We start from the raw sequence: 24,628 nt of genomic DNA on the forward strand, positions 1-24,628 counted from the left end.
TGCGTTACTTCGCGATGCCGGTGGGCTGGCGCAGGTGGTGGTCGGTGGCTTGCTGCAGCTGGTGGGCCGCGTTCAGGAGCTTGGCTTCGCCAAAGTAGTTGCCGATCAGCTGCAGGCCCACGGGCATGCCGCCTTCGCCAAAGCCGGCAGGCACGCTCAGGCCGGGCAGGCCGGCCAGCGACGCGGGCAGCGTGTAGATGTCGGCCAGGTAGTTGGCAAGCGGGTCGCTCTTGCCGCCCAGCGCCCAGGCCACGGTGGGCGCAGCGGGGCCGGCGATCAGGTCGCAGTCCTTGAAGGCGGCCTGGAAGTCGTCGGCAATCATGCGGCGGATCTTTTGCGCCTGCAGGTAGTAGGCGTCGTAGTAGCCGTGCGAGAGCACATAGGCACCGGTCATGATGCGGCGCTTGACTTCGTCGCCAAAGCCTTCGGCGCGGGTCTTCTTGTACATGTCGACCAGGTCCGTGTAGTCCTTGGCGCGGTGGCCAAACTTCACGCCGTCAAAGCGCGAGAGGTTGGACGAGGCTTCGGCCGGGGCGATGATGTAGTAGACGGGGATGGACAGCTCGGTGCGCGGCAGGCTGATCGGCACCAGCTTGGCGCCCAGCTTTTCGTACTCCTTGAGGGCGGCATCGACGGCGGCGCGCACATCGCTGCTCAGGCCATCGCCAAAGAACTCGGCAGGCACGCCAATGCGCAGGCCGGCCAGCGAGTCGTTCAGGTGAGCGCTGAAGTCTTCGGCCGGGTGGTCGAGGCTGGTGGAGTCGCGGTCCAGGTCGGGGCCGCACATCTCGCTGAGCAGCAGCGCGCAGTCCTCGGCGGTGCGCGCCATCGGGCCGGCCTGGTCCAGGCTGGAGGCAAAGGCGATCATGCCGTAGCGGCTGGCGCGGCCATAGGTGGGCTTGATGCCGGTGATGCCGCAGAACGACGCGGGCTGGCGGATGGATCCGCCGGTATCGCTGCCGGTGGCTGCGGGCGCCAGGCGCGCAGCCACGGCGGCTGCCGAGCCGCCGGACGAACCACCAGGCACGCGGCTGGTGTCCCAGGGGTTGCGCACCGGGCTGATGGCGCTGTTCTCGTTGGCCGAGCCCATTGCGAACTCGTCCATGTTCAGCTTGCCCAGGGTCACGGCACTGGCAGCGGCCAGCTTGCTCACCATGGTGGCGTCAAACGGCGACTGGTAGCCGGCCAGCATCTTGCTGCCTGCGGTGGTGGGGAAGTCCTGGGTGACGAACAGGTCCTTGTGGCCAATCGGCACACCGGCCAGCTTGCCGGCCGTGCCCGCTGCAATGGCGGCATCGGCGGCACGGGCCTGGGCCAGGGTCACCTCCTCATGGATATGGACATAGGCGCCCAGGTCCTGGTGGGCCTTGGCGCGGGTGAGGAAATGTTGCGCAGCCTCGACGGAGGACACTTCGCGGCTTTTGAGCTTGGCGGCCAGCTGGGCCACGCTCAAGTCATGCAATTCGGTAGGGATGCTCATGCAAATCTCGCGATCTTGGCGATCTCGGTGAATGGGATAGGGCGCTGCGCGCCGGTCTCAGGGCCGTGGTGCAGCCTGGTGCCGCCACCACGGCCGGGGGCCGGCTGTTGCCAGGGCCCACCAGGCCTGAAGATGCTGTGAATTACTCAATCACCTTGGGTACCAGGAAATAGCCTTTTTCCACGGCAGGGGCACTGCGCTGGTTGGCCTCCCGGTTATTGGGTTCGCTGATGACGTCATCACGCAAGCGCAGGCTGATTTCCTGGATCGCGGCCACGGGGTGTGACAGGGGCATGACACCGGAGGTATCCACAGCCTGCATCTTCTCCACAATGCCGAAAAAGTTATTCATCTGCGAGAGCATGCGCTCACTCTCGGTTCCGGATAATTCGAGCCGCGCCAGGTTGGCGATGCGGGCAATGTCATCTTTTGTCAGGGCCATAGATAGTCGTATGTAAACCAGTCGTAAAAAAACGGGGCCGGAAAGCGTTGCCCTGTAAGTTATTCACAGGGGATAGAGTATTATCCCGTCTTTGACGCAATAACGCGGCAACGTCGGTCATTGCGCATCAAAAACCCTTCTGTCATCTCACCACACACCAATGAAGGGCGATGGAGCGCCGAAGCGCGACCCATGCCCTAGAGGAAACCTGCATGTTCGGAGCGTTCCGTCGCTACTTTTCCACCGACCTGGCCATCGACCTGGGCACGGCCAACACCTTGATTTTTGCACGCGACAAGGGGATTGTGCTGGATGAACCGTCTGTCGTTGCGATTCGCCATGAAGGCGGCACCCATGGCCGCAAGGTCATCCAGGCCGTAGGCCGCGAAGCCAAGGCCATGCTGGGCAAGGTGCCTGGCAACATTGAAGCGATCCGTCCGATGAAGGACGGTGTGATTGCCGACTTCCTGATCACCGAGCAGATGATCAAGCAGTTCATCAAGATGGTGCACCCCCGCACCCTGCTCTCGCCCAGCCCCCGCATCATCATCTGCGTGCCCTGCGGCTCGACCCAGGTCGAGCGCCGTGCGATCAAGGATGCGGCGCTCAAGGCCGGCGCGACCCAGGTCGAGCTGATCGAAGAGCCGATGGCTGCCGGTATCGGCGCGGGCCTGCCGGTGTCCGAGGCTTCCGGCTCGATGGTGGTCGACATCGGTGGTGGTACCACCGAAGTGGGCGTGATCTCGCTGGGCGGCATGGTCTACAAGGGCAGTGTCCGCGTGGGTGGCGACAAGTTTGACGAGTCCATCATCAACTACATCCGCCGCAACTACGGCATGATGATCGGCGAGCCCACCGCCGAGCTGATCAAGAAGAGCATTGGCTCTGCGTTCCCAGGCTCCGAAGTCAAGGAAATCGAAGTCAAGGGCCGCAACCTGTCCGAAGGCGTGCCGCGCAGCTTCACGATCAGCTCCAACGAGGTGCTGGAAGCGCTGACCGAGCCGCTCAACCAGATCGTCTCTGCGGTGAAGAACGCGCTGGAGCAAACCCCGCCCGAGTTGGGTGCCGATATTGCCGACCGGGGCATGATGCTGACCGGTGGTGGCGCCTTGCTGCGCGACCTCGACCGCCTGCTGGCCGAAGAGACCGGCCTGCCGGTGCTGGTGGCCGAGGAGCCACTGACCTGTGTGGTGCGCGGCTGCGGTATTGCACTCGACACCCTGGATCGCAAGGGTGTGACGATTTTCACCAGCGAGTAACAGAGGCACCCTTCGCGGCGGTTACGCAATAATGGCGTGCGTCAGCGGCAATGCTTGCATCGCATGCCGCAGGCCCGCCCGACGTGTATCCGGCAGCTGGGCCGCTTGCCATGTGAAGGCAGCCTTGCTGGATGCTTCGCCGCTGTGATGCGCCCGTTTCTGATTTTTCGCCTTTCTCCGATGTCCCTGCCATTGCCTTTTGTCCACCGTGCTGACCGCCGACCGGCGGACCGGCACGCGTCCGGGCCGGGCGCTGGCCACCGGGCCCGGTCCTGCTGAGGCACCGCATGGCACGCAACGTCTTCTCCGGCGGTATCCCCACTTTCCGGCCCCAGGGCCCCAGCGCCAATGTGCGTCTGGCGCTGTGCGTAGCGCTGGCGGTGTTCCTGATGGTGGCGGACGTGCGCTTCAAGCTGACCGAGCCGCTGCGCAAGGCCGTCGCCACCGTGCTTTTTCCGCTGCAGTGGGTGATGCTGCAGCCGGTGCTGCTGGCCCAGGGCGGCGCCAAGTATTTCGAAGACCTGCATACCGCCCAGGCCGCCGCCGTCACGGCCGAGAAAAACGCCATTGCACTGACGCACCGTGCCAACCTGGTCGAGACCCTGGACCACGAGAACCAGCGCCTGCGCCAGCTGCTCAATCTGGTGCCCCGCCTCAAGACCGAGGGGCGCGCCGCCCAGGTGGTATACGAGACGGCAGATGCGTTCAACCGCCGTGTGGTGATCGACAAGGGGGAGGTTGCCGGCATTGCGCGTGGCTCCCCCGTGATGGATGAGATGGGTGTGCTGGGCCAGGTAACCCGGGTGTTTCCGATGTCCGCCGAGGTGACCTTGCTGACCGACCGGGAGCAGGCCATCCCCGTGCTCAACCCGCGCACCGGCGCCCGGGCTGTCGCCTATGGCGACCCGACCAATGCCTACGGTGGCGGCATGGAGCTGCGCTTCATGCCCAGCAATGCCGATATCCAGGAAGGCGATCTGCTGACCACCAGCGGTGTGGACGGCGTCTATGCGCCCGGCCTGCCGGTGGCGCGCATCGTCAAGATCGAGCGCCGCGCGGATTCGCCGTTCTCGCGCGTCTACTGCGAGCCGCTGGCACAGATGTTCGGCACGCAGTTCGTGATGGTGATCAACCCGCTGCCCGAGGACGCGCTGCCGCCGCGCCCGCCGGCGGAAACCAAGACCCAGGAAGGTCCGGCCTCCACCCCCCGCAAGGGCAAGCGCGGATGATGCCGGCTCCGATGAACCGAACCCCAGGAATGCAGCCATGATCATGCCGCGTGGGCAGCCCTTGCTGCTCCCTGTTCCCCCAGGCTTTGTGGCGCTGACCCTGGTGCTGGCGCTGATGATCAACATGCTGCCGCTGGGCCGCGCGCTGTGGCTGCCCGACGTGCTGCTGCTGGTGCTCGTCTACTGGGGCGTGCATGAGCCCGGCAAGATCGGCATGGGCTGGGCCTTTGTGCTGGGCCTGTGCATGGATGTGCACCAGTCGTCCCTGCTGGGACTGCATGCGCTGGTGTACTCGGGCGTGCTGTATGGCGTGGCGCTGCTGCGCCAGCGCATCACCTGGCTGAGCGTGATGGCCCAGGCGGTGCAGGTGATGCCGCTGTTCCTCGCCTCCGACGTGGTGCTGATGCTGTTGCGGCTGTTGCTGCGCGGCAGTTTTCCGGGCTGGGGCTTTCTGACGCCTGGCCTGTGGTGCGTGCTGCTGTGGCCGCTGGTCAGCTGGCTGCTGCAGCTGCCCCAGCGCCAGCCGCCCGACGATGACGAAAACCGCCCCTTGTAAGCGGGGCGTTTGCGCAGACCATGACCGAGATCCAGAACTCAGACCGTGCCTTCAGCCGTTTTCGGCTGCGGGTGGTCGTCATCGGTCTGGTGGTCGTGCTGTGCTTCGGCATTCTTCTGTCACGCCTGTATGTGCTGCAGATCGAGCGCCATGATGACCTGCTGGCGCAGGCCGAGAGCAACCGCACAGCGGTGGTGCCCATCGTGCCCAACCGGGGCCAGATCTATGACCGCAATGGCGTGCTGCTGGCCACCAACTACTCGGCCTACACCTTGGAGATCACGCCCTACAAGGTCAGCGACGTGGAAGAGACCATCGATGCGCTGTCCGAGCTGATCGAGATCACGCCGCGCGACCGCCGCCGCTTCAAGCGCCTGCGTGAGGATTCGCGCAACTTCGACTCGCTGCCGATCCGCTCGCGCCTGACCGACCAGGAAGTGGCCAAGTTTGCCGCCCAGCGCTACCGCTTCCCCGGCGTCGATGTAAAGGCACGCCTGTTTCGCTCCTACCCGATGGGTGAGACCGGTGCCCATCTGATCGGCTATATCGGCCGCATCAACCAGCGCGAGAAGGAGCGCATCGACGACTCCGACGAAGCGGCCAACTACCGGGGCACCGAATACATCGGCAAGACCGGCGTGGAGGCCAGCTACGAGAAGGAACTGCACGGCCACACCGGCGTCGAGCGCATGGAAACGTCGGCCGGCGGCCATGCGGTGCGCAAGCTCGACAGCTCTCCGGCCACCCCGGGCGAGAGCGTGGTGCTGTCGGTGGACATCAAGCTGCAGAAGATGGTCGAGGACCTGTATGGCGAGCGCCGGGGCGTGGCCATTGCGATCGACCCGCGCAGCGGCGAGCTGCTGGCCATGGTCAGCAAGCCCACCTTCGACCCCAATATCTTTGTCGAAGGCATTGACCAGGAAAGCTGGAAGGCGCTGAACGAATCCATCGACCGGCCCCTGCTCAACCGGGCGATGCGCGGCACCTACCCGACCGGCTCGACCTACAAGCCCTTCATGGGGCTGGCCGGGCTGGAGACGGGCAAGCGCACCCCGTCGACCATCATCCAGGACGGCGGCAGCTGGACCTTTGGCGGCCACACCTTCCGCTCCGGCCATGCGCTGGGCCCTGTCGATCTGAACCGCGCGATCCAGCATTCGAGCAATGTCTATTTCTACACCCTGGCCAATGAAATGGGTGTGGATGCGATCCATGACTTCATGAAGCCGCTGGGCTTTGGCCAGATCACCGGTATCGACCTGCCCGGTGAAGTGCGGGGCGTGCTGCCCAGCACCACCTGGAAGCGCGAAACCTACAAGCGCCCCGAGCAAAAGCGCTGGTATGCCGGTGAGACCATCTCGCTGGGCATTGGCCAGGGCTACAACAACTTCACGATTCTGCAACTGACCCATGCGCTGGCGACGATCCTGGACAACGGCAACAGCCGGGTGCCGCATGTAGGCCGTTCGCTGATCGACCCGGTGACCGGCGAGCGCCGCCCCATTGAGCAGCCGCCGCCCGTGAACCTGGGCTACAAGCAAAGCAATATGGATGCAGTCAAGCGCGGCATGGTGTCGGTGGTGACGGGTGGCACCGGGCGCGGTTCCTTCGGCACGGCCCGCTACACGGCCGGCGGCAAGACCGGCACCGCCCAGGCCATCAGCATTGGCCAGAAGGAAAAGTACAATGCCGCGCGTCTGGCCGAGCGTCAGCGCGACCATGCGCTGTACATCGCGTTTGCACCGGCCGAAGACCCGAAGATCGCTGTCGGCGTGATCGTGGAAAACGCTGGCTTTGGCGCCGGCTCGGCTGCCCCGATTGCCCGCCGCATCATCGACTACTGGCTGCTGGGTGAATACCCCAGCGAGGCCGATATTGCCGCGATGCAGCGCGGCGATGGCCGTGCTCCGATGGGCACGCCAAGGCGCGTCGAAGATATCCAGCTGAAGCCGCAGACCGAGCCACCGCAGTAAGCCCGTGGGCCCGTGGCGGGGCAGCGCACCAGGCCACAAAAAACCGCCTTAGAACCAGGCGGTGAAGGACGAAGGGCCATGCCCGGGCAGGGCTGGCCATGCAGGCCAGCACCCAGGCCGCCGTTCAGCGCAAAAAGGCGTCGTAACCGGTCTTGAGGATCAGCGCCGCCACGACGACGATGAACATGCCGCGCACAAAGCCCGAGCCCTTTTTCAAGGCCATCCAGGTGCCCAGCATGCTGCCCAGGATGTTGGCAGCGGCCAGCGGAACCGCAAAGTGCCACCAGACATGGCCCTTGGCGGTGAACAGGATCAGCGCTGCCACATTGGTGGCGATGTTCAGGATCTTGGCACTGGCCGAAGCGTTCAGAAAGTCGTAGCCCAGCCAGCGCACCATCAAGAATACGAAGAAGCTGCCGGTGCCGGGGCCAAAGAAACCGTCGTAGAAGCCGATGGTGGCGCCAATCGCGCAGGCCACCCAGGCCTCGGCGCGGCCGCTGTAGCGCGGCGCATGGGTCTGGCCCAGCTGCTTTTTGTACAAGGTGTAGGCCAGCACGGCGATCAGGATGATCGGCAAGGCCTTGCGCAGCATGCTCGGATCGACCACAGTCACTGCCCAGGCGCCCAGCAGCGAGGCGACAAAACCTGCGCCTGCCGCCGGTGCAATGGCTGCCCAGCGCATGTCCACGCGCCTGGCGTACTGGCGCGCTGAGATCAGCGTGCCCCAGACGCCGGCGCTCTTGTTGGTGCCCAGCAAGGTGGCCGGTGGTGCAGCGGGGAAAGCGCCAAACAGTGCGGGCACCAAAATGAGGCCGCCGCCACCGACGACCGCATCCACAAAGCCCGCGAACATGGACGCGAGCGTAACGAAGATCCATTCCATGGGGCGAGATTGTCGCACCGCCAACGGGGGGCTGGCACCGTACCAGGGCGGCTAAATGCAAGGCCGCCAACGGAACAGCAGCGGTGTTGGACGGGGCAGGCGCGTGGCCTTGCCGGGTCGCGATGCAAGGCCTGGGACAGAGGAGGGATGGCGCATGGGACGCCAGAAAAACAAAAGCGCCCGAAGGGCGCTTTGAAGGAGCATCTCGTTTTTATTGATGCCTTATATAAATGTTCGAATTGTTGAGATGTCTCCTCGGTCCTCTCGCAGAGCACTGTTTCAGTGCCTCGAGTGCCTCTACTATAGGCCATCGCACCTGCATGGTGCATTGGGATTTACCCCAAAGGTAACTGATTTGGTGCAGATTGCAGGATGGCGCCACTTTTTGCCCCATTCGCGCGCCCAGCCGCCCCGGAACAGCAAAAAATGAGACAAAACTGCCGTTTCAGCGCCCGTGAACCGGTCGGTAGCCCCCCAAGGGGACGTGGTCAGCGCAGCAGCGGCCGTAACCGGGCTGAAACTCTGTAGCGCACCATCATGGCCCATGGCTGGCGCGGATCCACTCCGAAGCCCGCTCGGCCAGCATCAACGTGGGCGAGTTGGTGTTGCCACTGGTGATGGTGGGCATGGCGCCAGCGTCGACCACCCGCAGGCCGCGCACGCCGCGCACGCGCAATTCGCTGTCGAGCACGGCCATTGGGTCGTGGTCCGCACCCATCTTAGTGGTGCCCACCGGGTGGAAGATGGTGGTGGCGATATCGCCGGCCAGGCGCGCCAGGTCCTCATCGCTCTGGTACTGCGCGCCGGGCTTCCATTCCACCGGCTGGTACTTGGCCAATGCGGGCTGGGCGGCAATGTTGCGGGTCACGCGCAGGCTGTCGGCTGCCACCTGGCGGTCCTCGGCGGTGGACAGGTAGTTGGGCGCAATCGCAGGGGCGCTGCGAAAGTCTGCGCTCTTGATCTGCACGGTGCCACGGCTGGTGGGGTTGAGGTTGCAGACGCTGGCCGTGAAGGCCGGGAAGCTGTGCAGCGGCTGACCAAAGGCATCGAGCGACAGCGGCTGCACGTGGTACTGGATGTTGGGATGGGGCTGGCTGGGGCTGCTGCGGGTAAAGGCCCCCAGTTGCGACGGTGCCATGCTCATCGGGCCGCTGCGCTTGAGCAGGTATTCCAGCCCGATCTGTGCCTTGCCCCACAGGTTGCTGGCCAGCACGTTCAACGTGGGCGCGCCATCGATCTTGAAGACCGAGCGGATCTGCAGATGGTCCTGCAGGTTGGCGCCGACGCCGGGCAGGTCATGCTGCACGGCAATGCCATGCTGCTGCAGCAACGCGCCGGGGCCAATGCCCGAGAGCTGCAGGATCTGCGGCGAGTTGATGGCGCCCGCGCTCAGCACCACCTCCTTGTCCGCCTTGACGATGGTCATCTCGGTGCCGGTCCAGACCTCCACCCCGGTGCAGGCGAGCTGGCCGTCGGCCTGGCGCTCCAGCACCAGGCGGCTGACCTGGGCATTGGTCCACATCTCGAAGTTCGAGCGCCCATAGCAGGTAGGCCGCAAGAAGGCCTTGGCGGTATTCCAGCGCCAGCCGTTCTTCTGGTTGACCTCGAAGTAGCCCACCCCTTCGTTGCTGCCCCGGTTGAAGTCATCGGTGGCGGGGATGCCGGCCTGCTGGGCCGCCTGCGCAAAGGCATCCAGAATATCCCAGCGCAGGCGCTGTTTCTCGACCCGCCATTCGCCGGTGCTGCCAGTGCGGCGGTTGCCATGCCACTGCGCAAAGCTGGGGCTGGTCTCGCCCTCCTGGTCCAGGCGCCAATGGTCTTCATGGCGCTTGAAGTAGTTGACCGTGTCGTTCCAGCGCCAGCGGGCGTCGCCGGTCAGCTCGGCCCACTGGTCGTAGTCGCGGGACTGGCCGCGCATATAGATCATGCCGTTGATGCTGGAGCAGCCGCCCAAGGTCTTGCCGCGCGGGTAGAGCAGGCTGCGGCCGTTGAGACCGGCATCGGGCTCGGTCTTGTAGAGCCAGTCGGTGCGCGGGTTGCCGATGCAGTACAAATAGCCGACGGGGATGTGGATCCAGTGGTAGTCATCGCGCCAGCCCGCCTCGATCAGCAGCACCCGGTTATGGGTCTTGGCACTGAGGCGGTTGCACAGCAGTGCGCCCGCCGTGCCTCCACCGATGACGATGTAGTCGAAACTTGTGTTGTCTCCAGATTGCATGTGCGGTCTTCTTATCAGGGGGAGCGCCGGGCGCCCACGGTCCATCGAATGAATCGGCAAGTTTGTGGTCAGTATGCCGGGCTTGCCAAGCGGGAAAACCAATGTCCTGTCACCCACCGCGCCTACTGCCGGTCCCTGGCCGCCAAGCGTGGTGTAGATGCCGCAGTGCTGCGGCTCGGCGATACCTTCCTACAGAGGCACGCGCTGTGATCGCCAGCGCGCAGGGTGCGACCGGGTAACAGACCGGCTATAGTGCGAATGGCGTGCGCGCAGGGCGACACGCTTTGTTTTTAGACCCATGGACGATACAGCCCCTCATCTACAGCAACACCAGGACGGCACGCAGCGCTGGGCGCAGCTGCGCGGACGCTGGGGCGCGGCTGAGCTGGGCCAGCGCTCGCTGTGGCGCGATCTGCGCCGCCAGCTCGATGGCGCGGCACCGGGCAAAGAACAGGGCTGGGACCTGTCCGAGGTGCAGTGGCTGGACCATGTGGGCGCGCAGCTCTTGTGGGACCACTGGGGCCAGCAGTGGCCTGCGCAATTGCGCACCACCGATCTGCAGCGCCAGATGCTGGAGCGGGTGGCCTCGTTGACGATGGGCTGCCCGCCGGAGACCAAGGTCAACTGGTGGGGCTGGCTGATCCAGCTGGGCCTGGTGCTGCTGGGCTTCATGGCCCATGTGCGCAGCATGGTCGAGATGGTCGGGCAGCTGCTGCTGGATGTGCTGCGCCTCATCAAGAACCCGCTGCGCGGCCCCTGGCGCGATGTGTCGGGCCATTTGTATGCGATGGGCGCCACAGCGCTGCCGATCACGGCCCTGGTGGGCTTTCTGATCGGTGTGGTGCTGGCCTATCTGATGTCGCTGCAGCTGCGCCAGTTCGGTGCCGATGCCTTCATCGTCAATATTCTGGGAATCTCGCTGGTGCGCGAGCTGGGACCGCTGCTGGGTGCGATCCTGGTCGCCGGCCGCACCGGCTCGGCCATCACTGCGCAGATCGGCGTGATGCGGGTCAACGAAGAGCTCGATGCAATGCAGGTGATGGGCATTGCGCAAGGCTACCGCCTGGTGATGCCGCGCGCACTGGCGCTGGCGCTGGCGATGCCGCTGGTGTCGATGTGGACCACGGTCTGCGCGCTGGTCGGCGGCATGATGGCGGCTGATGCCGCAATGGGCGTATCGCCCGCCTATTTCCTGCAGGCGATGCCCGGCGCGGTCGATATTGCGAACCTCTACCTGGCACTGGCCAAGTCGGTCACCTTTGGCGTAGCCATTGCGCTGATTGCCTGCCATTGGGGCCTGGAGGTCGAGCCCAACACCCAGAGCCTGGGCCGGGGCACGACTTCGTCGGTGGTGATCTCGATCACCGCAGTGATCGTGCTCGATGCGATCTTTGCGATTGCATTCCGCAAGGTGGGGTTCTAGTGATGGACAAGGCGGTATCCTCCCCACCCAACGCAGCGGCCAGCGATGAGAAGGTCGTTGATATCCGCAAGCTGTGGACCGTGTTCGGCCAGGGCGAGCGGGCCTTTGCGATCCACCAGGATCTGGACATGGCCGTCTACCGGGGCGAGATCCTGACCCTGGTCGGCGGCTCGGGCACCGGCAAATCGGTGCTGTTGCGCCAGATGCTGGGGCTGCTGCAGCCCGCCAAGGGCGAGGTGCTGATCATGGGCCAGCCGGTCCGGGAGCTGAGCCTGCGGGGCGCGGCCTCGCGCATCGGCATGCTATTCCAGCAAGGGGCGCTGTTCTCGGCTTTCAATGTGCTGGAGAACATCGCGTTTCCGCTCAGCGAGCAGGGAACCTTGCCCAAGGATGTGGTGCGTGATGCAGCCATGGTCAAGCTGCAGATGGTGGGCCTCAAGCCCGAGCATGCAACGCGGATGCCGTCCGACCTGTCGGGCGGCATGATCAAGCGCGTGGCACTGGCGCGCTCGCTGATCATGGACCCGCCGCTGCTGCTGCTCGACGAGCCCACCGCCGGGCTCGACCCCAACAGCTCGGACGAGTTCTGCGATCTGCTCAAGGACCTGCATGCCGAGCTGGGGCTGACCGTGGTCATGGTCACCCATGACCTCGATACCTTGTTTGCGCTGTCCACCCGCGTGGCAGTGCTGGCCGAAAAAAGAGTGATTGTCTCGGGCACACCGGCCGAAGTGGTGCAGTTCAAGCATCCGTTTATTGAACATTTCTTCCTGGGTGAGCGTGGACGCCGTGCAATGGCTCCGGTGGCGCTTGGTGGGGTGAAGGGATAGCTATGGAAAACAAATCACACGCACTGGCGGCTGGATTGTTTGTGGTCTTGCTCACGGCGCTGGTCATCTTCCTGAGCCTGTGGATGGGCCGTGACAACACGAACTACACGCGCTATGAACTGTCCACCCGTGAGACCGTCAGCGGCCTGCAGCCGCAGGCCGCGGTGCGCTACAAGGGCGTGGCCGTAGGCCGCGTGACCAAGATCGAGTTCGACCCGGCCAAGGACGGCACGGTGCTGATCATCATCGCGGTCAACTCGGAAGCGCCCATCACCAAAACCACCTACGCGATGCTGGGCTACCAGGGTGTCACGGGCCTGGCCCATATCCAGCTCGATGACGACAACACCGAAACCACGCCATTGCCGCCCGGCCCCGATGGCATTCCGCGCCTGCGCGTCAAGCCTTCGCCCTTTGGCCAGATTGCCGAGCAGGGACCGATCATCCTGCAGCAGGTGGAAGATGCGACCCGCAAGGTCAACGACCTGCTCAGCCCGGGCAACCAGCAGGTGCTGGTGGACAGCATGAAGAGCCTGGGCCAGGCGGCCCAGAGCCTGGACCAGCTGAGCAAGCGCCTGGTCGTCACCGTCGATACCAAGCTCGATCCGGCGCTCGACAGCCTGCCTGCCGTGGCCCAGGATGCGCGCAAGACGCTGGCCGGTATCCAGAAAACCTCGAACGACGTCAGCGCTGCAGTCGGCAGCCTGGCGGCCAAGGGTGGGGTTGTTGACCAGATGGGCCAGGCGGTCGAGAAGGTCAGCGACGCGGCCGACAACTTCAACCGCAGCACCTTGCCCGCCATGGGCCGCACGATGCACGATGTGGGCGCCGCCGCGCGCCGCATGGGCGATACGGCCGATGCGTTCAAGAACAACCCGCAGTCTCTGATCTATGGCAGCTCCAATGCGCTGCCAGGCCCTGGCGAGCCAGGTTTTGTAGCCCCGCCCGCCGTGGGCAGCGGCCGATAGGATGGATGCCATGATTTCTACTTCCCTGCGTCGCCGCCTGCACGGCGCTGGCCGTGCCGCCCTGGTGGTGACGGCCGTGGCGGTGCTGGCCGCTTGTTCGGCACTGCCGCAAAAGCCCCAACCGGTGGCACGCTATGACTTCGGACCGGCGCAGGCCCTGGCGGCACCGGCCACGCCCGCCGCGACGACCGAGCCCCTCGTTCTGGCCGATGTGCGCGCGGCCGGGGTACCCGATGCCAGCGCTTCCATCTACTACCGGCTGGCCTATGCGGATGCGCGCGAACTGCGGCCCTACACCCAGGCCAGCTGGGTGCTGCCGGCGATGCAGCTGATCCAGCAGCGCATGCGCGATGTGCTCAGCGGCCAGCGGGCCGTCGTGCTCGATGACGATGGCGCCACGCCGCTGCTGCGCAATACCGCGTACCCCGCGATGCTGCGCCTGGAGGTGGTCGATTTCAGCCAGGTATTTGACTCGGCCCAGTCCAGCCACGGCGTGCTGCGCATGCGCGCCACCTTGAGCGAGATCACGCCCAAGGGTGAGCGCTGGCTGGCCCAGCAGGTGTTCGATGCCCGCCAACCGGCCACCAGCGCAGATGCTGCGGGCGCTGCAGCATCGCTGGCGGCCGCCACCGACCAGGTGGCCCAGCAGCTCGATACCTGGCTGCGTCAACAGAACCGCTGATGCGCGCAGCATGGAGGCGCCCGCTGTGGCGCGCGTCGGCCGCCTGGATGCTGGGTGCCATGGCGGTGGTGCCGCTGTTGGCCGCAGAGATGGGCGACGATGCCTACCGGGAGGCGGTGGCGCAGCTCGATGCGCAGGCGGACCGGGCGCTGGCGCATTGCAAGCAGCTGGCTGGCGGCCCCAATGCCCAGCGCCGCTGCCTGCTGGAGGCAGAGACCCAGCACCAGGTCGATGCCGCTGCGCTGCAGGCGCGGCGCCACCCCAGCGGTAACAACCATTTCAAGGCGCTTGCGGCCCAGGTGGAACGGCGCCATGCGCTGGCCGCCGAGGACTGCAAGAGCCGCCATGTCGGCAACGACAAGGACAGCAAGAGCGCGCAGCAGGCATGCCTGCGCGAGGCCAAGCAAAAGCGCGCGGCCGGCATCCAGGATGCGCACCAGCAGGCGGCCAGCGAGGTCTCCATCTTCACGCCACCCAAGAGCCAGGCCGAACGCCAGCGCGAAGCCGACCTGGACACCGCCATCCGCAAGTGCGACAGCTTGCTGGGCGACGCCAATGTGCAGTGCGTGCGCGGCCTGTCTCCGGAGGCACGGTTGCGCGCGCTGAGCCGGGGCAGTGGCGCGCCGCCTGCCAAATAGGCACCACCTTTGAAACGCAACCAGGCAGCCCGAGGGCTGCCTGGTTGCATGGGGTGGTAGCGGCGCTCAGAACCGCTGCTGGGCCAGCAGCAGCGAGCAGCGCAGCCGCAGCCACATCAGGCGCCGGGCATTGGCCTGCAGTGGCAGCTGGCTGCCACGCTCCAGCCACTGGTCACGCAGCGCACGCAACTGGCTGCGGCTCATCTGGCGCTGGGCCAGGCGCCATTGCTGGCGCTGCTTTTCCATGCGGTGGTCGGTGTTCATGCGCGCTCCTGCAGGCCTTGGGCCCAGGTCTTCGGGGCGGGCTCGGGGTTGTCGCCTTTGCCAAACGCATACCAGTCGACCTTGCGCGTGGCCACCATCACGATCGCCAGCACGGCAAACAGTGCGAGCGAGCCGACGGCCAGCGCCGTCTGCTCGAGCTGCAGCAGCACGAACAAGAGGCCATACATCACCGCAATCAGCGCCGCAAACGGCAGGCCGCGCCGCAGGCTGCCCAGGATGTGGCTGGCGTAGTAGCCCAGCAGCAGCACGCAGGCGCCGGCGCCAATCGCATAGGCCTGTGTGAAGCCCAGATGCTCGGACAGGCTGATCAACAGCAGGAAGAAAATGCACAGCGCCGAGCCCACCAGCAGGTACTGCACCGGGTGCACGCGCAGCTTCTTGAGCACCTCGAACATGGCCACGGCCACGAAGGTCAGCACAACGAACAGCACCCCGTACTTGGTGGCGCGGTCGCTCAGGCTGTAAGGGTTGACCGGGTCGATGAAGCTGGTGCCGAACTGCTCCAGGCACTGGCTTTCTTCGGCCGCATAGGCGTAGCTGGTATCGGCGATGCCCAGGCTGCACAGCGAGCGCTCCTGGACAAAAGCCTGGCGTGCCGACGAGGCCAGCGCAGGAATGCTCCAACTGGCGGTGAAGCCCTGTTCGCTGACCTCGCGGCCCAGCGGCAGGAAGTTGCCACCAAACGAGGGATGGGGCCAGTCGGCCTGCATGCTGACCTGGTTGGTGCCGCCCAGCGGCACAAAGGCCACGCGCTCGGTGCCCATCAGCTGCAGCAGCACGACCACCTCCATCGTGGCGTTGCTGTCGCCGCCGCTGGCGCCGGCAGCCAGGGTCTTGGACTGCAGGCCCCGGGGGTAGACGCTGTGGCCGGTGCCCGGCTCAAGGGGCAGTGGCTTGCCATCGACCTGCAGGGTCGCGCTGCGGATGCCGCGCGGATCGCTCAGTGGCAGGACCAGACGCGGCGCATCGCAGTGGCGCACGGCGCTGCCCTCAGGCTTGCCTTGCAACTGGTTGCCCGGCGCAAAGCGCGCCACCAGCTTGTCATGCATCAGGAAGGTGTTGACCTGGTAGAGGCCACGGGCGCGGGGCTGCATCTCGGCACGTGTCTGGTGGCTGAGCTCGTCGGGCAACGCGTAGCGCTGAAAGCTGACCAGCCGCGTTTCCACGCGCCCTTCACTGTCCTTGCCGCTCACCTCACGGGTGCAGCGCTGGGCCAGCACCGGGCCGAACAAGGTCTGCGGACCGGCGGTGCTGTTGACCACGCTTTGTACTGCGCGGTCTCGGTTGTAGATGCGGTCGCGCACCACATCGCTGATCATCATCAGCGCCACCATCAAAAGCGCCATGGTGATGGCCAGGCTCAGGGCCTTTTGCACCAGTCTGTTTTTCATGCATTCCTCGTTGCTCTGTGTATCGGTGCGGCGAGTGTCGGCGGCCCCGGTGAGCCGAGCATGAAGTCTGTGAAGGCAGCGTGAAGTGGCGGCGATGGGCGATGAAATGCTCAGCCCTGGGCCGAGAAATCGAGGCTGGCGCGCAGGCCGGGATGGGTGTTGGCAAACTGCAGCCGGCCACCATGCAGCAGCATGATGCGCTGCACGATGGACAGGCCCAGCCCGGTGCCGCTGCGCTCGCCATTGGGGCGCGGCGTGGTGAAGAAGCGCTCGCCCAGGCGGTGCAACAGGCTGTCGGGCACGCCCGGGCCGCTGTCCTGCACGCTCAGGCGCTGGGGCTCCAAGGTCAGCACGATCTGGCTGTGCGCCGGTGAGAAATCCAGGGCATTGGCCAGCAGGTTGCTGATGGCCAAGGTGACCAGCGCAGCATCCCAGGCGCCCTGGCTGTCGCCGCCCTGCAGCAGCAGCTGTATGCCTTTTTGTGCGGCGGTGGCCTGCAGCTGCGCGATGGCCTGCGCAGCACAGGCGCGCAGGCTCGTGGGGGTGCCAGCCTGGGCCAGCCCGTTGCGCTGCTCCAGCTGGCTCAGCTGCATCAGCTGGTCGATCAGGTTTTGCAGGCGCAGGCTCTGGTCCACCACCTGCTGGGCAAACATGGCGCGGTCGGCGGCGGGCAGATCGTCCTGCAGCAGCTCGCCTGCGCCCCGGATGGCGGCGACCGGGCTCTTGAGCTCATGCGTGAGGGCGCGCACATAGCCTTCGATGTAGTCGCGCCCTTCCAGCCGGCGGCGCATCGAATCCATGGCCTGGGCCAGGTCGCCCAGCTCGCCAGGAACATCGGGCACCTCGGGCGTCTTGTGCGGCAGCAGCTTGCCTTGCGCCTCCTGCAGGGTGGGGCCCTGCACATGCTGGGCATAGCTGCGCAGCTTGCGCACCTGCACCACCAGCCACCAGGTGATGGCAAAGCCGACGGCGGCCGACAGCAGCAAAAACAGCACGCCGCCGCGCAGCATCTTGCGCTCGCTGCTGTCGATGATGCTCTGCACCGCATTGGCCGGCTTGGAGACGGTGAGCACGCCGAGGATGGCGCCATCCCGCATGATGGGCGCGGAGACATACATGACGCTGGTGGCCTCGTCGGTGGCCACTTCGCGTGAGGTGCGGGCGCCGTACTCGCCGCGCAGGGTGAGGGCCACATTGCGCCACCGCGCGTAGTCGGCCCCCACATCCTGGCCGGCGGAATCGAACAGCACGCGGCCCTGGTCGTTGGTGACCGTCACGCGCAGGTCCAGCGCTGCCTTGCGCGTGTCCCAGATCCACACCCGCAGCGGCTGCTCGAAGGCGGCCTGCACATGCTGGGCAAAGCGGCTGTTGCTGCTGCCGCTACCGCTACCGCTGCCCAGCTTGTCATCGGCCAGGTCATCGCTGGCCTGGGCCGCCAGCAGGTAGGCGGTCTCGACCAAGGTGTCTTCGGTCACCTTGCGCACGCTGGGCTTGATCTCGGCCATGAACACGCGCAGCACAAAGAAGGCGGCCAGCCCGTTGATCAGGAAGAAGGCAAACAGCAGGCGGATCCCCAGACGCATGGCTGGTCCTCAGCTGCCGTCGCGCAGGCTGTAACCCATGCCCCGGTGCGTGGTGATGAAGTCCTGGTCAGCGACGACGGCGCGCAGCTTGGCGCGCAGGGTCTTGATGTGGGTGTCCACCGTGCGGTCGGTGCTGTCGCTGTGCAAGCCCCAGACGGCATCGAGCAAATGGTGGCGGCTGAGGATGCGGCCCTGCGCGGCCAGCAGGCTGCTGAGCAGCTGGAATTCGCGCCGCGTCAGATCCAGCAGCACGCCTTGCAGGCGCACGCACTGGCCGGCCTCGTCCACCTGGAACGCGTTGCGGGCGGCGTGGGGCGGGGCATGGCTGGCAGTGGCTGGCGGCGGTGAAAACTGCTGGGCACGGCGCAGCAGCGCGCGGGTGCGCGCCACCAGCTCGCGCGGGCTGAAGGGCTTGCTCAGGTAGTCATCGGCGCCCAGCTCCAGGCCCAGCACGCGGTCGACCTCTTCGCCCCGGGCGCTGAGCACCAGGATGGGCGCGGGCGAGCCGGCGGTGCGCAGCTGGCGGCACCAGTCCAGGCCATTGCCATCGGGCAGGCCCACATCGAGCAGCAGCGCATCAAAGCGGCCGCTGGCCCACTGCGCGCGGGCATCGGCCATCAAGAGGCTGTGGGTGCAGCGGATGCCATCGCGCTCCAGCGCATAGCAGACGGTGCGGGCAATGGCTGGGTCGTCTTCCAGCAGCAGAACATGGGGGGTAGAGAGCATGTTGGCTTGGGTCTGAACGGCGGCCTAGCGCCCGCCACCGGCATCGATGAAGGAGCCGGTGCAGTAGCTGCTGTGCTCGGACATCAGCCAGTAGATGGCCTGCGCGATTTCGTCTGCGGTGCCGCCGCGCCCCAGCGGCACACCGGCCGACAGCCGCTGCACGCGGTCGGGCTGGCCGCCACTGGCGTGGATGTCGGTCTCGATCAGACCCGGGCGCACGCCGTTGACGCGGATGCCTTGCGCGGCCACTTCATGGGCCAGGCCCAGAGTCATCGTGTCGATGGCCGCCTTGGAGGCTGCATAGTCCACATACTGGTTGGCCGAGCCCAGGCAGGCGGCCCGGCTGGACACATTGACGATGCTGCCGCCGGCGCCCCCTTCGGCCGTGCTCATGCGGCGCACCGCTTCGCGGGCGCACAGAAAGCTGCCCAGGACATTGATGTCGAACATGCGGCGCCAGCGGGCCATGTCCATGTCCTGCAGGCGCTGGGCGCGGTCCACCACACCCGCGTTGTTGACCAGGGCGCCCAGACGGCCCAGTTCGTTGTCGATGCGGGCGAACATCGCCAGCACCTGGGCCTCGTCGGCCACATCGGCCTGCACGGCCAGCGCGCGGCGGCCCAGGGCCTGCACTGCCTCTACCACGGTCTGGGCGGCAGCTGCGTTGCTGCTGTAGTTCACGGCCACATCCCAGCCATGGTGAGCGGCGAGCAGGGCGGTGGCGGCACCGATGCCACGGCTGGCACCGGTGATGAGGACGATAGAGGTCATGGCGTTGGGGCTCACAAAAGATGCACTATCTTAGGCGAGCTTGCGCCGCATGCCCATGCCGCATTCAAGGCGCAGGCAGCGCGGCCAGCCGGTCGAGCGCCTCGGCGTCCTGGTCGCTGACGGGCAGGTAGACCACCATGCGCATGCCGCTGCGCGGCGCCGACCACCAGTAGGTCTGGCGCAGATGGAGGATGCCGACCACCGGGTGGTCAAAGGTCTTTTCGTTGTTCTCCGGGCTGCGCACCTGGTAGCGCTCCCAGGCATTGCGGAAGACGGGCGAGTGCGCCAGAAAATAGTCCAGCCGCCGGGCAATCGCCGGGTCGCCGCTTTGCTGGGTGTAGGCGGCGCGGAACATCGCCACCATGCGCTCGATGCTCTGCGGCTCATGGCGCACCACGCGCTGCCACTGCGGATTGAACAGGTTCATGTGCAGGCAGTTGCGCTCCAGCGCAGGCAACCGCTGCAGCGATACACCCATCAGCCGCTCATAGGCGGCATTGGCGTCGAGCAGGTCAAACGCGGCGCTTTGCATCTGGGCGGGGTAGGGCAGCATCTTGTCCAGCAATTGCCGGTGCAGGCAGCCCGGTGCTTCCTGCAATGCAACCGCGGGCTGGTCGAGCTTGATGCCCGCCAGCACGAGCAAGTGACGCAGCTCGTCGTCATTGCATTGCAGCGCCCGGGCAATGGCCTCCACCGCCTGGCGCGACGGCTGTACCTCACGGCCTTGCTCAAGCTTGGTGTACCAGGTCACGCCAATACCGGCGAGCTGGGCGACCTCCTCGCGCCGCAAGCCGGGCGTGCGCACGCGGCCATGGCGCGCCAGGCCCATGGCGGCGGCCGACAGGCTCTCGCGCCGGGCGCGCAGAAAGTGGCCCAGCTCCTGCGCAGGGACAGAGGCCGCAACGGCAGGCGGGGCATGGGTGGGGGTGGCTGCAAGCATGGTCTTGGGCGGTTAGGGTAGCGGCAATGGTGCAGTGCAGTATAGGCCTTCCAAGCCTAGGCTACGTAAGATCTTGTACCAGTCTAAAAAACATAACACACTGGCGCCCTGTTTTATTTTCAGGCGCAGACTCCCATGCGAAGAATCACTGCTGACAACGCCACCTTCGGCGTTTTTCTGGCCTTCCTGCTGATCCCGCTGTCGGGCATTGGCACCGATATCTACCTGCCCTCGATGCCCGCCATGGCGCAGAGCCTGGGCGGCACCGCGTCCCAGATCCAGCTGACCTTGACCTTGTTCATCGCCGGCTATGGCCTGGGCCAGCTGGTGGTGGGCGTGCTGCTGGACCGCTTTGGCCGCTGGCGCCCCACTATGGTGGCGCTGGCCTTGTTTGCACTGTCGAGCGCGGCCATTGCCGTCAGCGACGACATTGTGGTCATCTGCGCGCTGCGCCTGCTGCAAGGCCTGCTGGGCGCGGTGGCCGTGGTCGGCAAGCGCACCTTTTTTGTCGATGTGTTCCGGGGCCCGGCGCTGCAGCGCTACCTGACCTGGATGACCGTGGTCTGGTCGCTGGGGCCCATCTGCGCGCCCTTCATCGGCGGCTTTGTGCAGACCCACTGGGGCTGGCGTGCCAACTTTGTGGTGCTGGCCGCATTCTCGGTGGTTGCGCTGGTGCTGGAGCTGCTGGGCGGCGGCGAGACCTTGGCCCAGCCCCAGCCCATCCGGCCGCGTGAAGTGGCCAGCCGGGCCTGGGAGATCATGCGCAACCGCGCCTTTGCGCGGGGCGTGCTCTGCGTCAGCGCTGCGTATGCGATGGTGATGGGCTGGAGCATGGCCTCGCCCTTCATCGTCGAGACGGTGTACCACCGCCCACCGACCACCACGGGATCGCTGGCGCTGCTGATGGGCCTGGCCTGGATGGGGGGCGGCCTGATCGCCCGCGCAGCGATGGCGCGCTCGCTGGCGGCCAAGCACCAAGGTGCCTTGCTGGCCATGGCCGGCTTTATCGGGCTGCTGGCGCTGACGACCTGGCTGCCCGCGTCCTGGCCATCGCTGGAGGTGATGGCGGCCGTCGCCTTTTGCATCCATGTGGCGGCGGGACTGGTGTTCAATATCCACTTCGCCCATGTGCTGTCGATGTTCCCCAAACACGCTGCCTTGTCGGGCGGCATTGCCGGCGGCCTGGCCTTTTTGCTGACCTCGCTGCTCGCGTCCTTGGGCATCCACCTGGTGAACCCGCAGACGGCGTTGGGCCTGGCGGCGGTGTATGGCGGGCTGGCCTTGCTGCTGGTGGCAGCCTGGCTGACGATGCTGGCGCGTCCGGCACCGGCAGCGGCCTGCGCCACGCCATAATCAGCGAGGCCCGAATCTTGAATCTGTTGAGCAAGGAGTGATCGCGATGGGAAATTTTGTAGATCTGAAGTCGGCCGACGGCCAGGTGTTTCCGGCCTACATCGCCGAGCCAGAAGGCCAGGCGCGTGGCGCCATCGTCGTGGTGCAGGAGATCTTTGGCGTCAACTCGCACATCCGCTCGGTGGCGGACCGCATTGCGCAAAGCGGCTATGTGGCGATTGCGCCGGCCACGTTCGCCCGCGTCAAGCCCGGCGTGGGCCTGGGCTACAGCGATGCCGACATGCAAGCCGGCGTAGCGTTGAAGGCCGCTGCCGAAGCGCCCGCCGTGGCCCCTGGCGTGATGCTGGACCTGCAGGCCGCGATTGACGAAGGCGCACGGCGCAGCGGCGGCAAGGTCGGCATCACCGGCTTTTGCTGGGGTGGCCTGCTGGCCTGGCGCGCAGCCTGCGAGCTCCAGGGCCTGTCGGCATCGGTGCCGTACTACGGCGGCGGCATGACCACTGGCGACGAGATCGCGCGCCAGCCCCGGTGCCCGGTGATGGCCCATTTTGGCGACAAGGACCACTGGATCTCGCTGGCGTCGGTGGACGCCTTCCGCACCGCCCACCCCGAGGCCGAGGTCTATGTCTACGCGGCCGACCACGGCTTCAACTGCGACCAGCGCGGCTCGTATGACGCAGCAGCATCGGCCGCCGCACGGGCCCGCAGCATGGCCTTTTTTGCCAAACATGTAGGCTGAGCGGTCACTCCCGCCCAGCGCTGCACGAAGCCTTGCAGGCTTTGAGAACCCTGTTCTCAGCCTGCAAGGCTTTGTTGCATTTTCGGGGACTGTTCGTAACACCGTCGTCATACCGCCTGCTGATGATGCGCGCATCGCTCACTTTCAACGATAACCACGATGCGCACCCCTTTTCCCCCTGCCTGCGACTTCCGGACCGCAGCGCTCACGCTGACCACGCTGGCTGCTGCGGCCCTGCTGACGGCCTGCGGCGGTGGCGGCTCCAGCAGCCCCCCATCGGCGACCGCCACCTTGGCGGTGCTCGAGACCACCGACCTGCACTTCAACATCCGCAGCTACGACTACTTCAAGCTGGCCGATGATCCCTCGTATGGCTTTGAGCGCACAGCCACGTTGATCCGCCAGGCGCGCAGCGACTTTGCCAACACCTTGCTGGTGGACAACGGCGACACCATCCAGGGCACGGCGCTGGCCGACTACGAGGCGCAGGTGGCGCCGATCGCCTGCGACCAGCAGCTGTCCATGTACAAGGCCATGGGCGTGTTCAAGTTCGATGCCGGCACCCTGGGCAACCATGAGTTCAACTACGGCCTGCCCTTTCTCAACCAGGTGCTGGGCGGCGGCCTGCAGGTCGATGGCGTCGATGCCAGCAAGAAGTGCGCAGGCCCGGGCTACCCGATGGCATTGGCCAATGTGATCAGCAGCAAAACCAATGCGCCGCTGGTGCCGCCCTATCTGGTGCTCGAGCGCGAGATCAGCGGCACCGACAGCGAAGGCAAGGCCGTCAAGCTGCCGATCAAGATCGGGGTGATCGGCTTTACCACGCCCGGCATCATGGGCTGGGACAAGCGCCATCTGGAAGGCAAGGTACAGGTGACGGGTGCGGTCGAGGCCGCACAAAAGTATGTGCCTGAGCTGCGCAGCAAGGGCGCTGACGTCGTCGTGGCGCTGCTGCATGGCGGGCTCGACGCCTCGGAATACCGTGCCGACATGGAGAACCCGGGCCTGTACCTGAGCAAGGTGGCGGGCATCGACGCGATGGTGATGGGCCACCAGCACGGCGTCTTCCCCGACACGGCCGCGCAACCGGCCTTCAGCATGGCCGGGGTCGACCACCAGGCTGGCACGGTCAACGGCGTGCCGGCGGTGATGGCCAGCAGCTGGGGCAAGGCGCTGGGCGTGGTGGCGCTGTCGCTGAAGTGGGATGGCAAGGCCTGGAGTGTGGACAGGACCCAGAGCAAGTCGGCGCTGCGCAGCACGGCGACCGGCAAGGATGCCGCAGGCAAGACCACCTATGTGGCCGTTGACAGCAGCATTGCACCGGTGGTGGAGCGCCAGCACCAGGCGGCCATCAGCTATGTGAAGACGCCCGTGGGCCAGACCGACTTCCGCATGGGCACGCAGTTTGCCGATGTGGGCGACCCCGGCGCGATCCAGCTGGTCAACCAGGCGCAGCAGGACTATGTGCAGCGCTATGTGCAGGCGAATCTGCCGCAGTATGCGCAGCTACCGGTGCTGTCGGTGAGCGCGCCTTTCAAGTCGGGCTTCCAGGGCGGTGCGGACTACACCGATGTGGCCGCCGGTCCGCTGGCGATCTACAACGCGGCCGACCTCTACCTCTACCCCAACACCGTCTACGCGGTGAAGGTGAACGGCGCGCAGATCAAGCGCTGGCTGGAGGCCGCTGCCCAGCGCTTCAACCGCATCGACCCGGCTGCGACTGCAGACCAGTGGCTGATCAGCAGCTTTCCCGGCTACAACTTCGACATGTTCACCAGCGCCGACATGCAGTACCAGATCGATGTGACCCAGCCCGTCGGCAGCCGCATCGTGGACCTGGAGTACAAGGGCGCGCCAATCGACCCGGCGCAGGACTTTGTGATCGCCACCAACAACTACCGTGCCACCAGTGGCAAGAGCTTCCTGCCCGAGCTTGACGGCCGCGCCACCATCTATGCCTCGCCCGATGCGAACCGCGATGTGGTGATCGCGTACATCAAGGACCATCCGCAGGTCACCCGTTCGGCCAATGGTGCTGCCCACAGCTGGCGCTTTGCCAAGACGCCGACGGCCGGCAAGGTGTTGTTCACGTCGGCGGCCAATGCGCTGCCGGTGGCGCAGGCAGCGGGCCTGGCCCATGTCTCGCTGGACAAGGCGGATGATGGGACGGGCACGCAGCGCGCGGTCTACCGCATTGATCTGGGCCGCTAAGCCGTCCAGCAGCGGCGCGCCATGCGCCGCTGGCTGGAGGCCGGGTAA

22 protein-coding genes are annotated in these 24,628 nt (G+C 66.0%); 12 read left to right on the forward strand and 10 right to left on the reverse strand.

Annotated elements, in window-relative coordinates:
• Nucleotides 1–4: 4 nt before the first annotated feature.
• Together gatA and gatC are read right to left on the reverse strand one after the other, a co-directional pair.
• Nucleotides 5–1,480, reverse strand: coding sequence for an Asp-tRNA(Asn)/Glu-tRNA(Gln) amidotransferase subunit GatA (gene gatA / locus ACCQ08_RS08115; RefSeq protein WP_373449431.1), 1,476 nt, complete (start codon nucleotides 1,478–1,480; stop codon nucleotides 5–7).
• 142 nt (nucleotides 1,481–1,622) lie between these two features.
• Nucleotides 1,623–1,922, reverse strand: a complete 300-nt coding sequence (gene gatC / locus ACCQ08_RS08120; RefSeq protein ID WP_239810285.1) for an Asp-tRNA(Asn)/Glu-tRNA(Gln) amidotransferase subunit GatC — start codon at nucleotides 1,920–1,922, stop codon at nucleotides 1,623–1,625.
• A gap of 212 nt (nucleotides 1,923–2,134) precedes the next feature.
• Between gatC and ACCQ08_RS08125 the strand changes: the two genes are divergently transcribed.
• The 4 genes from ACCQ08_RS08125 (at nucleotide 2,135) to mrdA (ending at nucleotide 6,939) form a co-directional block, all read left to right on the forward strand.
• A complete protein-coding gene (locus ACCQ08_RS08125; protein WP_021026802.1) occupies nucleotides 2,135–3,181 on the forward strand; it encodes a rod shape-determining protein in 1,047 nt (348 codons plus the stop codon).
• A 287-nt stretch (nucleotides 3,182–3,468) separates the two neighbouring features.
• Complete coding sequence (gene mreC, locus ACCQ08_RS08130; protein WP_239810286.1) at nucleotides 3,469–4,410, forward strand: rod shape-determining protein MreC; 942 nt, start codon at nucleotides 3,469–3,471, stop codon at nucleotides 4,408–4,410.
• Nucleotides 4,411–4,447: 37 nt separating this feature from the next.
• Nucleotides 4,448–4,966 (forward strand): rod shape-determining protein MreD, encoded by a 519-nt coding sequence (mreD, locus tag ACCQ08_RS08135; protein WP_239810287.1) that lies wholly within the window; start codon nucleotides 4,448–4,450, stop codon nucleotides 4,964–4,966.
• A gap of 20 nt (nucleotides 4,967–4,986) precedes the next feature.
• Nucleotides 4,987–6,939, forward strand: coding sequence for a penicillin-binding protein 2 (mrdA, locus tag ACCQ08_RS08140; RefSeq protein WP_239810288.1), 1,953 nt, complete (start codon nucleotides 4,987–4,989; stop codon nucleotides 6,937–6,939).
• Between the two features lie 124 nt (nucleotides 6,940–7,063).
• Here the strand turns inward: mrdA and ACCQ08_RS08145 are convergent, their stop codons facing one another.
• Both ACCQ08_RS08145 and ACCQ08_RS08150 read right to left on the reverse strand, forming a co-directional pair.
• Nucleotides 7,064–7,822 carry a TSUP family transporter gene (locus ACCQ08_RS08145; protein WP_239810289.1) on the reverse strand — a complete coding sequence of 253 codons (759 nt, stop codon included), beginning with the start codon at nucleotides 7,820–7,822 and terminating at the stop codon, nucleotides 7,064–7,066.
• A 535-nt stretch (nucleotides 7,823–8,357) separates the two neighbouring features.
• Nucleotides 8,358–10,040 carry a GMC family oxidoreductase gene (locus ACCQ08_RS08150; RefSeq protein WP_373449432.1) on the reverse strand — a complete coding sequence of 561 codons (1,683 nt, stop codon included), beginning with the start codon at nucleotides 10,038–10,040 and terminating at the stop codon, nucleotides 8,358–8,360.
• A 298-nt stretch (nucleotides 10,041–10,338) separates the two neighbouring features.
• On the opposite strand from ACCQ08_RS08150, the gene ACCQ08_RS08155 reads away from it, so the two are divergent.
• From ACCQ08_RS08155 to ACCQ08_RS08175, 5 genes are read left to right on the forward strand one after another with little or no spacing between them, the layout of a single operon-like run.
• Entirely contained in the window at nucleotides 10,339–11,463 is a 1,125-nt protein-coding gene (locus ACCQ08_RS08155) for an MlaE family ABC transporter permease (RefSeq protein ID WP_373449433.1), read from the forward strand.
• Nucleotides 11,464–11,465: 2 nt separating this feature from the next.
• Nucleotides 11,466–12,293 (forward strand): ABC transporter ATP-binding protein, encoded by an 828-nt coding sequence (locus ACCQ08_RS08160; protein WP_373449434.1) that lies wholly within the window; start codon nucleotides 11,466–11,468, stop codon nucleotides 12,291–12,293.
• Nucleotides 12,294–12,295: 2 nt separating this feature from the next.
• Nucleotides 12,296–13,261 carry an MlaD family protein gene (locus ACCQ08_RS08165; protein WP_239810293.1) on the forward strand — a complete coding sequence of 322 codons (966 nt, stop codon included), beginning with the start codon at nucleotides 12,296–12,298 and terminating at the stop codon, nucleotides 13,259–13,261.
• Between the two features lie 10 nt (nucleotides 13,262–13,271).
• Nucleotides 13,272–13,943, forward strand: a complete 672-nt coding sequence (locus ACCQ08_RS08170; protein WP_312413777.1) for an ABC-type transport auxiliary lipoprotein family protein — start codon at nucleotides 13,272–13,274, stop codon at nucleotides 13,941–13,943.
• Entirely contained in the window at nucleotides 13,943–14,581 is a 639-nt protein-coding gene (locus tag ACCQ08_RS08175; RefSeq protein ID WP_373449435.1) for a hypothetical protein, read from the forward strand. Before ACCQ08_RS08170 ends, ACCQ08_RS08175 begins: the two co-directional genes overlap by 1 nt.
• A gap of 66 nt (nucleotides 14,582–14,647) precedes the next feature.
• Here the strand turns inward: ACCQ08_RS08175 and ACCQ08_RS08180 are convergent, their stop codons facing one another.
• The 6 genes from ACCQ08_RS08180 to ACCQ08_RS08205 all read right to left on the reverse strand — a co-directional run bounded on the left by ACCQ08_RS08180 (nucleotide 14,648) and on the right by ACCQ08_RS08205 (nucleotide 20,277).
• Entirely contained in the window at nucleotides 14,648–14,845 is a 198-nt protein-coding gene (locus ACCQ08_RS08180; protein WP_239810296.1) for a hypothetical protein, read from the reverse strand.
• Complete coding sequence (gene creD, locus ACCQ08_RS08185; protein WP_373449436.1) at nucleotides 14,842–16,257, reverse strand: cell envelope integrity protein CreD; 1,416 nt, start codon at nucleotides 16,255–16,257, stop codon at nucleotides 14,842–14,844. The genes ACCQ08_RS08180 and creD overlap by 4 nt, the downstream gene beginning before the upstream one ends.
• 110 nt (nucleotides 16,258–16,367) lie before the next feature.
• A complete protein-coding gene (gene creC, locus ACCQ08_RS08190; RefSeq protein WP_373449437.1) occupies nucleotides 16,368–17,840 on the reverse strand; it encodes a two-component system sensor histidine kinase CreC in 1,473 nt (490 codons plus the stop codon).
• Nucleotides 17,841–17,849: 9 nt separating this feature from the next.
• Nucleotides 17,850–18,566: a two-component system response regulator CreB gene (gene creB, locus ACCQ08_RS08195; RefSeq protein ID WP_239810299.1), complete on the reverse strand. Its 717-nt coding sequence runs from the start codon at nucleotides 18,564–18,566 to the stop codon at nucleotides 17,850–17,852.
• Between the two features lie 24 nt (nucleotides 18,567–18,590).
• A complete protein-coding gene (locus ACCQ08_RS08200; protein WP_312462175.1) occupies nucleotides 18,591–19,337 on the reverse strand; it encodes an SDR family oxidoreductase in 747 nt (248 codons plus the stop codon).
• 64 nt (nucleotides 19,338–19,401) lie between these two features.
• Complete coding sequence (locus ACCQ08_RS08205) at nucleotides 19,402–20,277, reverse strand: helix-turn-helix transcriptional regulator (protein ID WP_312413760.1); 876 nt, start codon at nucleotides 20,275–20,277, stop codon at nucleotides 19,402–19,404.
• A gap of 135 nt (nucleotides 20,278–20,412) precedes the next feature.
• On the opposite strand from ACCQ08_RS08205, the gene ACCQ08_RS08210 reads away from it, so the two are divergent.
• The 3 genes from ACCQ08_RS08210 to ACCQ08_RS08220 all read left to right on the forward strand — a co-directional run bounded on the left by ACCQ08_RS08210 (nucleotide 20,413) and on the right by ACCQ08_RS08220 (nucleotide 24,580).
• On the forward strand, nucleotides 20,413–21,630 hold the full coding sequence (locus ACCQ08_RS08210) for an MFS transporter (protein WP_230773277.1): 1,218 nt from the start codon (nucleotides 20,413–20,415) through the stop codon (nucleotides 21,628–21,630).
• Nucleotides 21,631–21,676: 46 nt separating this feature from the next.
• Nucleotides 21,677–22,369: a dienelactone hydrolase family protein gene (locus ACCQ08_RS08215; RefSeq protein ID WP_373449438.1), complete on the forward strand. Its 693-nt coding sequence runs from the start codon at nucleotides 21,677–21,679 to the stop codon at nucleotides 22,367–22,369.
• A 159-nt stretch (nucleotides 22,370–22,528) separates the two neighbouring features.
• A complete protein-coding gene (locus ACCQ08_RS08220) occupies nucleotides 22,529–24,580 on the forward strand; it encodes a bifunctional 2',3'-cyclic-nucleotide 2'-phosphodiesterase/3'-nucleotidase (protein ID WP_373449439.1) in 2,052 nt (683 codons plus the stop codon).
• Nucleotides 24,581–24,628 lie beyond the last annotated feature (48 nt).

It is taken from the genome of Comamonas sp. SY3, assembly GCF_041730275.1.
GTDB classification, from domain to species: Bacteria; Pseudomonadota; Gammaproteobacteria; order Burkholderiales; family Burkholderiaceae_C; genus Comamonas; species Comamonas sediminis.